The 9,963-nt window shown below is 70.9% G+C and carries 10 protein-coding genes; 5 read left to right on the plus strand and 5 right to left on the minus strand.

What is annotated here, in order from left to right; genetic code table 11:
* Positions 1–317: MogA/MoaB family molybdenum cofactor biosynthesis protein (locus tag MR1_RS17440; protein WP_067249965.1), on the plus strand; the 317-nt coding region annotated here is incomplete at its 5' end.
* 257 nt (positions 318–574) lie between these two features.
* Here the strand turns inward: MR1_RS17440 and MR1_RS17445 are convergent.
* Complete coding sequence (locus MR1_RS17445; RefSeq protein ID WP_067249969.1) at positions 575–1,810, minus strand: molybdopterin molybdotransferase MoeA; 1,236 nt, start codon at positions 1,808–1,810, stop codon at positions 575–577.
* 180 nt (positions 1,811–1,990) lie between these two features.
* Here MR1_RS17445 and radA point away from each other — a divergent pair, with 180 nt between their 5' ends.
* Entirely contained in the window at positions 1,991–3,355 is a 1,365-nt protein-coding gene (gene radA, locus MR1_RS17450) for a DNA repair protein RadA (protein WP_067249972.1), read from the plus strand.
* A gap of 57 nt (positions 3,356–3,412) precedes the next feature.
* On the opposite strand, the gene MR1_RS17455 is transcribed toward radA, so the two are convergent.
* From MR1_RS17455 to MR1_RS17470, 4 genes are all read right to left on the minus strand, one after another.
* Positions 3,413–3,823, minus strand: a complete 411-nt coding sequence (locus MR1_RS17455) for a dehydrogenase (protein ID WP_067249975.1) — start codon at positions 3,821–3,823, stop codon at positions 3,413–3,415.
* 204 nt (positions 3,824–4,027) lie between these two features.
* Positions 4,028–4,711 carry a hypothetical protein gene (locus MR1_RS17460; protein ID WP_067249978.1) on the minus strand — a complete coding sequence of 228 codons (684 nt, stop codon included), beginning with the start codon at positions 4,709–4,711 and terminating at the stop codon, positions 4,028–4,030.
* A 49-nt stretch (positions 4,712–4,760) separates the two neighbouring features.
* The gene (locus tag MR1_RS17465) at positions 4,761–5,258 is read right to left on the minus strand and encodes an amino-acid N-acetyltransferase (protein ID WP_255218189.1); all 498 of its coding nucleotides are present in this window, start codon (positions 5,256–5,258) and stop codon (positions 4,761–4,763) included.
* A 239-nt stretch (positions 5,259–5,497) separates the two neighbouring features.
* Entirely contained in the window at positions 5,498–8,026 is a 2,529-nt protein-coding gene (locus MR1_RS17470) for an ATP-dependent Clp protease ATP-binding subunit (RefSeq protein ID WP_067249982.1), read from the minus strand.
* 459 nt (positions 8,027–8,485) lie between these two features.
* Here MR1_RS17470 and MR1_RS17475 point away from each other — a divergent pair, with 459 nt between their 5' ends.
* From MR1_RS17475 to MR1_RS17485, 3 genes are read left to right on the plus strand one after another with little or no spacing between them, the layout of a single operon-like run.
* Positions 8,486–9,112 (plus strand): hypothetical protein, encoded by a 627-nt coding sequence (locus MR1_RS17475; RefSeq protein ID WP_067249985.1) that lies wholly within the window; start codon positions 8,486–8,488, stop codon positions 9,110–9,112.
* Entirely contained in the window at positions 9,109–9,729 is a 621-nt protein-coding gene (locus MR1_RS17480; protein WP_067249989.1) for a hypothetical protein, read from the plus strand. The genes MR1_RS17475 and MR1_RS17480 overlap by 4 nt, the downstream gene beginning before the upstream one ends.
* Positions 9,726–9,962: a helix-turn-helix domain-containing protein gene (locus MR1_RS17485; RefSeq protein ID WP_067249993.1), complete on the plus strand. Its 237-nt coding sequence runs from the start codon at positions 9,726–9,728 to the stop codon at positions 9,960–9,962. The genes MR1_RS17480 and MR1_RS17485 overlap by 4 nt, the downstream gene beginning before the upstream one ends.
* Position 9,963: the final 1 nt, after the last annotated feature.

Raw genomic sequence — 9,963 nt, forward strand, 5'->3', positions numbered from 1 at the left:
GTCTTCGCCGGCTGCTCGCAGGCGGCGCGCGGCTCGTCGTCACGTCCGGCGGCACCGGTATCGCGCCGCGGGATCAGACCCCCGAGGGCACGATGCAGGTCGTCGACCGGACGCTCCCGGGGATCGCCGAGGAACTGCGTCGCCAGTCCGCCGCGGTCGCCCCCGGCGCTCTCCTCTCGCGCGGCGTCGCCGGGGTGTCCGGCACGGCGCTGATCGTGAACCTCCCCGGTTCCCCCAAGGCCGTCGTCGATGGCATGCCGCTCGTGCTCTCCCTCGCCCGCCACGCTCTCGACCAGCTCACGGGCGGGGACCACTGACCCGTCCAGGTCTCCTCCCGTCCCGCCCAAGTCTCCTCCCGTCCCGCCCAGGTCTTCTCCCGTCCCGTGCCGCCGTTCCGTCCCTGCCCCTGACCGCGAAACCCCCTCGAAGAGCCGAAACCCCCTCGCAAATACGTGAATACGAGGGGGTATCGACGCGCAGAGGGGGTTTCGGCGAGATGGATCCGAGGTGCCACCCGAACGACGTCAGGTCCGATCCGGATGGGCCCCGCGACCCCGCCAGGCCGGACGGGAGCTCAGAGCGCCATGACGTCCACGAGGTCGCCGACCGACACGCGCTCGACCTCGGCGGGGACGATCGCGTACGCCTCCGCCGAGCCCAGTCCCACGGCCAGGTGCGAACCGGATCCGCCGCCCGTGGCCGGACGTACTCGCGGCGCCGCGGGGTCGCTCCGGTCGATCACCGCCGGCAGGTACTGACGCCGGCCGGGCGGCGTGCCCCACTCGACCGCGGCCGGCAGACGCAACAGCGGACGGTGCACCGCCGTGCGTCCCTGCATCGCCAGCAGCGCCGGGCGCACGAACACCTCGAAGGACACCGCGGCGCTGACCGGGTTGCCCGGCAGCCCGAAGAGCAGGAGGCCGTCCTCCGTGACCCCGAAGCCCTGCGGCTTGCCCGGCTGCATCGCGATCCGGACGAACTCCATGTCGGCGGCGAGGGTCTGGCGCACGACCTCGTACGCGCCCGCGCTCACCCCGCCGGAGAAGACGACGACCTCGGCGCCGTGTGTCCGCGCCTCGCGCACGGCCTCGGCGGGCCCCGCACCCTCGTCGTCCACCACGACCCGGAGGACGACCTCTGCCGCGGCGTCCTCGGCGAGGGCCGCGAGCAGGATGCCGTTGGAGTCCGGGATCCGTCCGCGAGACAGCGGGCTTCCGGGCGCCACGAGCTCGGATCCGGTCGAGACGATCGCGACGCGAGGACGCTCGGAGACGCGGACCTCGGCGATCCCTGCCGAGGCGAGCGCGCCGAGCTGACGCGCGCCGAGGAGCGTCCCTGCGGGAAGCACGCGATCGCCGGGGGCGACGTCGTCTCCGGCACGGCGCACGAACGTTCCGGCGGCCCGCGGCGCACGGCGCACCACGGCCGTGTCGAGGGAGTCCGCCAGCCCGCCCTCGGTGTCCTCGAAAGGCACGATCGCATCGGCGGCGGACGGGACGGGGGCGCCGGTCATGATGCGCACCGCCGACCCGGCCGGCATCTCGGGATCGAGATCGCTGCCCGCCGGGACGTCCGCGACCACCCGCAGCCTCACCGGCTCGTCCGCCGAGGCATTCGCGACGTCCTCGAATCGCACGGCGACCCCGTCCATCGCGGAGTTGTCGAAGGGAGGGACCGCGCTGCGCGCCTGCGCGTCCTCGGCCAGGGTGCGCCCCGCGGCCTCGGCGAGCGGGACAGCGCGGACGGCGGTCCGGGTGATGCGGTCGAGGATGCGGAGCTGCTGCTCCTCGACGCTGCGGAAGTCGCTCATCCTCCGAGGCTACCGACCCCCGCCCTCCCGCGCGGGATCAGGCAAACGTGCCAGATCAGGCCTGCGCCACCACGATCCGCCTGACCTGGCGCGACTGCCTGAACCCGCGACACGAACAAGTCCCCCTCCCTACCCGACCGCGCGCGGCGCGACGTCGGAGGGGGCGGATAGCCTGAATTCATGGCCACCCGTCGTCCCGCCCCCGCCGCGTACGTCTGCTCGGAATGCGGATGGACCACGGTGAAGTGGGTCGGCCGCTGCGGCGAGTGCCAGCAGTGGGGCACGGTCGTCGAGCAGGCCGCTCGCAGCGGGATCGTCCGCCAGGTGTCCGCGGTCGCCCCGGTCGCCGGACGCCAGGCGCGGCCGATCACGGCGGTGACCACGCAGGAGTCTCCGCGACGCTCGACCGGCGTCGCCGAGTTCGATCGGGTCCTCGGCGGCGGGATCGTCCCGGGAGCCGCGATCCTGCTCAGCGGGGAGCCCGGCGTCGGCAAGTCCACCCTTCTACTCGAGGTCGCCGCGGCGAGCGCCCGCGCCGGCCGTCGCGTCCTCTACGCCAGCGCCGAGGAGTCCACCGCGCAGGTCCGCCTCCGCGCGGAGCGCACGGGCGCGCTGCACGACGAGCTCTACCTCGCCAGCGAGACCGATCTCGCGACGGTCCTCGGACACATCGACGAGGTCGCGCCCGACCTGGTGATCGTCGATTCCGTGCAGACCGTGGCCTCGGCGCTCGTCGACGGCGCGGCCGGCCAGCCCAGTCAGGTGCGGGAGGTCGCCTCCGCGCTGATCCGCGTCGCCAAGGAACGGGACCTTCCGATCGTGATCGTCGGGCACGTCACCAAGGACGGCCAGGTCGCCGGACCACGCGTCCTGGAGCACCTCGTCGACGTCGTGTGCCACTTCGAGGGCGACCGGCAGACCGCCCTGCGCTTCGTGCGGGCTCTGAAGAACCGGTTCGGGCCGACCGACGAGGTGGGGTGCTTCGAAATGACCGGCGACGGCATCGCCGAGGTTCCGGATCCGAGCAGCCTCTTCCTCTCGCACGGGCGCCCGGAGCCCGGAACGTGCGTGGCCATCGCCCTGGAGGGGCGTCGCGCCCTGCCCGTCGAGGTGCAGGCGCTGACGATCCCGAGCACCGCCCCGAACCCCCGGCGCGTGGTCAACGGCCTGGACGCGTCACGGGTGGCGATGGTGCTCGCCGTGCTCGAACGCCGCGCCGGCGTGAAGACCAGTGACAAGGACGTGTACGTGTCGACGGTGGGCGGGGTGCGCTTCACGGAGCCCGCCGCGGATCTCGCCATCGCGATCGCGGTCGCGGGAACGCTGGCCAACAGCGCGGTGCCGAGGACGCTCGCCGCCGTGGGCGAGCTGAGTCTCGCGGGCGAGGTCCGGCCGGTCACCCAGGCGGCGCAGCGCCGGGCCGAGGCCGCGCGGCTCGGCTACGCGCACGTGATCGACGACCGATCCGGGACGCTGCGCGCCGCGATCGACGACGTCCACGCGAGGACCGCTCCCCGCCGCGAGGCCGAGGTCCCCGCGTTCTGACCTGTTCACCGCCTGGTTCCGCTCACCGTCTGGGACCGACGGTCCGGCGTGGAGGACTCAGACCTCGAGGGCGCGCAGGAGCTCGTCCGGCGGCGCCTGCATGGGATGCGGGCCCGCGATGTCGAGGAACACGGTCGTGATCGTGTCCCGGTGCGTCGTCAGGAACGAGCGCAGCCAGGCCGGCGAGTAGATGCCCACGCCCGGCGGCAGGTTCGCCGGCTTGTGGGCTGCGTCGCTGAACAGCAGGAGCGCCACGTCCCCGGTGGAGGGGTCCCGGTAGGTCCAGACCTCGCCGCCGTCGAGCGGGTTGTCGCGCGCGCCCGGACGGATGAGCGGGACGACCGTGTTGCCGTTGCGCAGCGCCAGGGCAACCGCCGCCATGTCCTGCTTCTCGAGGGCCTGAGCCAGCGCCTCGGATCGGAACGCCTCGGGAGCGGGCGCCTTCTTCTTCGCCTTCTTCGCGGCCATCCTCCCAGCCTAGGAGAACGGAACCCCCCGAACGCTCATTTTGGGGACTGGGCGTCGAGGGGTTCCTGAAGCCTCCGGAAGCGGCGAATGTCGATGCGCTGGGGACGCGGGGATTCGACGCCACTGGGGATGGCTGCCGCCCGATGCGCGGAGGCTAGATCCATGGTATCCCAAACAAACGCCGCTGTCACCGCGTGCGCGACGTCACTCCAGCGTGAACGCCGTGCTCTGCGCGCTGTCGAACCCGCCGATCGACACGCTCAGGTGATAGGTCGCCCCGCCTCCGGGGGCCCGCTGACGCTCCGCCGATCCGCACGTCTCGGGCGTGGATCGCGTGCGGTCCCAGACCACGGGCTGAGAGCTGGTCACGGTGGACCCGGCCTTCAGGGTCACCACCATGTCGCTGGGGTTCTGCTGGCAGTCGGTCGATCGCCACCACACGTCGTCGCCGCTCTTGATCTCGAAGCGCTGCTGCGTCGTCCCGACGTTGATGGTGCAGTCCTGGGCCCCCGTGTTCGTGAGCGAGATCGAGAGCTGCGGCTGCACGTCGGGACCGTAGGACGAGGCGTCCGTGACCGCCTCGACGGCGATCCCGGCCGCCTGGCACGCGCCTGTCCCGTCCTCCGGGGGTGGTGTCGCGCCCTCCGAGGCCGGCGGGCTCGTCTCCGCCCCCGTCCCGCCGTCGGCGGGGGGCGCGGTGCTCGTCGCCGGGTCCGGAGACGCGGACGACGACGTGCTCGGCGTCGGCGCCGGACCGGAGCCCTCGGACCAGGATCGGGCGATCAGGGACCAGACGAGGACGACCAGGATCGCGAGGACGACGATGACCCCGCCGAAGAACACGATCCTGCGGCGACGGTAGACCGCAGCGGACTGACGGGGGTTCATGGCACCAGGCTACGTCGGGCCGAGGCTCCGACGACATGCGACGCCCCGGTCACAGCCGCTTGAGCATCCGCGTGTTGCCGAGCGTGTTGGGCTTGACGTGGGCCAGGTCGAGGAACTCCGCGACTCCCTCGTCGCCGCTGCGCAGCAGCTGCGCGTACACATCGGGATCCACCACCTGTTCGCCGATGGGCTCGAATCCGCGACGGGTGAAGAAGTCCACCTCGAAGGTGAGGCAGAACAGGCGCGTGAGCCCGAGACCGCGCGCGTTCTCCTCCAGCCGCTCCACGATCCGCCGGCCGACGCCGTGCCGCAGCCAGTCCTCGCGCACGAGCAGCGTGCGCACCTCGCCGAGGTCCTCCCACATGACGTGCAGGGCTCCGCAGCCGATCAGCTCGCCGTCCTTCTCCGCGACGACGAACTCCTGGACCGCCCCGTAGAGCACCGCGAGGTCCTTGCCGAGCAGGATGCGTCGCTCCACCAACGGCTCCAGCAGTCCGTGGATGCCGAGGATGTCGGTGCTGCGCGCGGCGCGGACGGTGTAGCTCACGTCATCCAGCCTAGAACCGGCAGCCGCGTCACCCGAGCAGGACGACCCCGCCCCGGCCGCCTCTCGTCCGCCTCTCGTCCGCACAGCAGACGCTCCGCATCGCCGCTGCCCCCGATCGAGTGGTCAGTTTCTGTGGGTTCAGAGCCGCGCAACCCACAGAAAGTGACCACTCGATACTCGACCGGAGACGACGAAGGGGCGGATGCCGAAGCATCCGCCCCTTCGTCGTCGATCCGGGATCACTCGCCGCTGGCGACCGCCAGGTCCGGGGTGGCCGAGATGTCGCCGCCGGTGTTCACGCCGACCGAGACGCGCTCGCCCCGCGGGCCGTGCTCGAACTGGAACTCGCCGTCCGCGAAGTCGACCTTCACGTGGTCGCCGGAGTCCAGCTCGCCGTGCAGGATCTTCTCGCTGAGCCGGTCCTCGACCTCGTGCTGCATCGCGCGGCGCAGCGGCCGGGCCCCGAGCGCCGGGTCGAAGCCGACCTCGATGAGGCGCTCCTTGGCGGCCTGGGACAGCTCGATCGTCATGTCGCGGTCCAGCAGACGCTCGCCCAGACGCTTCGTGAAGAGGTCCACGATCTGGATGAGCTCCGTCTTCGACAGCTGCGGGAACACGATGATGTCGTCGACACGGTTCAGGAACTCGGGCTTGAAGTTGCGCTTCAGCTCCTCGTTCACCTTGCCCTTCATCCGCTCGTAGCTGGTGGAGTTGTCTCCCTCGATCTGGAACCCGACGGGACCGCCCGCGATGTCACGCGCACCGAGGTTGGTGGTCATGATGATCACGGTGTTCTTGAAGTCCACGATCCGGCCCTGGCCGTCGGTGAGACGACCCTCCTCGAGGATCTGCAGGAGAGAGTTGAAGATGTCCGGGTGCGCCTTCTCGATCTCGTCGAAGAGCACGACCGAGAACGGCTTGCGCCGCACCTTCTCGGTGAGCTGCCCGCCCTCCTCGAAGCCGACGAATCCGGGAGGAGCGCCGAACAGGCGGGAGACCGTGTGCTTCTCGCCGAACTCGCTCATGTCGAGCGAGATCAGCGCCGCCTCGTCGTCGAACAGGAACTCGGCCAGCGCCTTGGCCAGCTCGGTCTTGCCGACGCCGGTGGGACCGGCGAAGATGAACGACCCCGACGGACGCTTGGGGTCCTTCAGGCCCGCACGCTGACGACGGATCGTCTTCGACAGGGCCGCGATGGCCTCTTCCTGGCCGATGACGCGCTGGTGCAGAGCCTTCTCCATGAAGACCAGGCGGCTGGACTCCTCCTCGGTGAGCTTGAACACCGGGATGCCCGTGGCCTGCGCGAGGACCTCGGCGATCAGGCCCTCGTCGACGACCGCCTGCGTGGCGACGTCGCCCGAGCGCCACTGCTTCTCCAGGCGCAGCCGCTCGGCGAGCAGCTCCTTCTCCTGGTCGCGCAGCGACGCCGCCTTCTCGAAGTCCTGCTCCTCGCTGGCCGCCTCCTTCTCCTCGCGGACCTTGGCGATCTTCTCGTCGAATTCGCGCAGCTCCGGCGGGGAGGACAGGATCGACAGGCGGAGGCGAGCACCGGCCTCGTCGATCAGGTCGATGGCCTTGTCCGGCAGGAACCGGTCGCTCACGTAGCGGTCGGCGAGGTTCGCCGCGGCGACGAGCGCGCCGTCCGTGATCTGCACCTTGTGGTGCGCCTCGTAACGGTCGCGCAGGCCCTTGAGGATGTTGATCGCGTGCGGAAGGCTCGGCTCCTGCACCTGGATCGGCTGGAACCGGCGCTCCAGCGCGGCGTCCTTCTCGAAGTGCTTGCGGTACTCGTCGAGCGTGGTGGCGCCGATGGTCTGGAGCTCCCCGCGAGCGAGCAGCGGCTTCAGGATGCTGGCCGCGTCGATCGCGCCCTCGGCGGCGCCCGCACCCACGAGGGTGTGGATCTCGTCGATGAAGACGATGATGTCGCCGCGCGTGCGGATCTCCTTGGTGACCTTCTTCAGGCGCTCCTCGAAGTCGCCGCGGTAGCGGGATCCAGCGATGAGCGAGCCGAGGTCCAGCGAGTAGAGCTGCTTGTCCTTCAGCGTCTCGGGGACGTCGCCCTTCACGATCGCCTGGGCCAGCCCCTCCACGACGGCGGTCTTGCCGACGCCGGGCTCGCCGATCAGGACGGGGTTGTTCTTGGAGCGGCGGGACAGGATCTGCATGACCCGCTCGATCTCCTTCTCGCGCCCGATCACGGGGTCGAGCTTGTTGTCCCGCGCGGCCTGGGTCAGGTTGCGACCGAACTGGTCGAGGACCTGCGAGCCGCCCTGCGCCGACTGCTGCGAGTCGTGCGCGGCGCCGGAGACGGCCGCGGGCTCGCGCCCGGGCGACCCGGACAGCATCTGGATGACCTGCTGGCGCACCTTGTTCAGGTCGGCGCCGAGCTTGACCAGCACCTGGGCCGCCACGCCCTCGCCCTCGCGGATGAGGCCGAGGAGGATGTGCTCGGTGCCGATGTAGTTGTGGCCGAGCTGCAGCGCCTCGCGCAGGCTCAGCTCCAGGACCTTCTTGGCCCGCGGGGTGAAGGGGATGTGCCCGGTCGGCTGCTGCTGACCCTGGCCGATGATGTCCTGCACCTGCTCGCGGACGGCGTCGAGGGAGATCCCCAGCGACTCCAGCGCCTTGGCGGCGGCGCCCTCGCCCTCGTGGATGAGCCCGAGCAGGATGTGCTCGGTGCCGATGTAGTTGTGGTTGAGCATCTTCGCCTCTTCCTGGGCGAGGACGACCACACGACGGGCTCGGTCGGTGAATCTCTCGAACATGTCACTCCTTGTTCGCGTGCCCGTCTGCACGGGCCGTGGGCACTTTCCGTGCCGGTACATCGAGAGTAACCAGCGCGCGGGCGGCGTATGCCCGTGTTCGCCGTCGGCATACCCCCTGGCGCCGCGCGGCGTCACATGGGTGCTTCCGACCGTCGCGCGGAGTGGCGCGAGACAACCTCCCCGCCGGTCGTTGAGCGACACGTCGACTCTCTGCGCTCGCTCCGTGCAGGTCTCCGCGAGACGAAACGCGCTCACCACGTTTCGACTCGTCGCTGCGCTCCTCGCTCAACGACCGAGGCCCGTCCGGTCGTTGAGCGACACTTCGACTCGCTGCGCTCGCTCAGTGCAGGTCTCCGCGAGACGAAACGCGCTCCTCCCGTTGACACCCTTATCGACAATCGTTATGTTAACGAAAATCGATAAGTACCGGATCCGGTGCCCCGCACCGAAGGAGGAGTCATGACCACCGCACCCGCCCGCCTCTCCCGCGGCGACGCCGTGGCTCTCGGCGTTATCGCCACGGCCGCGGTCAGCGTCGCGATCGCATCGATCGCGGCGATCGCGGTGCGCGCCGCGGACCTGTTCAGCGCGCAGGTCTCGGTGCCGATGCCCGTGCACGACGCCGAATCCGTCGCAGTGCTCGCGGATGCTCCCGGCATCGCCGCGTCGCAGTACGCCTCCGCCGTCGTCACGTTCACGGACCTCGCCGCCGGGGCCCGCTGGCTCCTCCTGCTCGAAGGCGCGCTTCCCGCGCTGGCCACGGTGGGGGTCTGCGGGGTCGCCTGGTGGCTCGGCGTCTCACTCATCCGGTCGCGGCCGTTCCGCACGTCGATGTCCTGGACGCTCGGGATCGCGGCGGTCCTGGTCCTCGCCGGCGGAATCCTCGGCCAGGCCGCCGGCGCCTTCGGGCGCGCGGTCGCGGTCGACGCCCTCGCCTCCGTGGATCCGGGCGTGCACGACGTCCTCTGGCCCCTCCTCGCGGAGATCGACCTCGCCCCCGTCGGATGGGGATTCGCGCTCGCGCTCGTCGCGTCCGCGTTCTCGCTCGGCACCCGACTGCAGAAGGACACGGAGGGACTCGTATGACCCCGGAACAGCGCTCGCCGTCCCGTTCAGAGCGCGCGGACGCCGTCACCGTCCTCCTCCTGGGCGCTGCCGCCGTCATCGTCATCGCCTGGCTCACGACGGCCCGCATCCTCACCACGTTCCGGTCGGACGGGATCGCCTGGACGCTGCCCATCGATCAGCAGCCGATCGAGGCCACCATCGATGCCGGCGCGACGGACCTACACGGCTATGCGACTCACGCTCTGGTCATCGCCCCGGGCGTCGACGCCATGGCCACCGCCGCCATCGTCGCATCGATCGTCGCGGGCACCCTCACCGCGCTGACGATCACGGCCGGAGTCATGTGGATCGCATGGAGCTTCCTGCGAGGCCGGGTGTTCGCACCGGCCACCGCCCGCGCGTTCGACCTGATCGGCTGGACGCTCGTCGTCGGCACGCTCGTCGCCCTGGGCCTGGACACGGTCGGACGCAACGGGGTGACAAGCGCCCTGGGAGCGGGACCGGGCGAGCCGCTGCACCCCGCCGAGCTCTGGTTGTGGGCGCCGGTCTGCGCGACGGGGATCGCGGTGGGCCTCCTCGGCCGAGCGTTCCGCCGTGGGGTTCGGCTGCAGAAGGACACGGAGGGACTCGTATGACCCCGGCCGCGCAGGACGACGAGGACACCGGCATCCACTGCCGCCTCGACGAACTGCTCGCCGCGCGCGGGATGACCCTGACCCAGCTCAGCGATCGGGTCGGCGTCAGCATCGTGAACCTGTCGGTGCTCAAGAACGACCGGGCGCGCGCGATCCGCTACTCCACGCTCCGCGCCATCTGCGACGCCCTGGACTGCGAGGTCGGCGATCTGCTCGTCCTCGCCCCGCGCTAGG

This window comes from Microbacterium resistens NBRC 103078 (assembly GCF_001552355.1).
GTDB classification, from domain to species: Bacteria; Actinomycetota; Actinomycetes; order Actinomycetales; family Microbacteriaceae; genus Microbacterium; species Microbacterium resistens.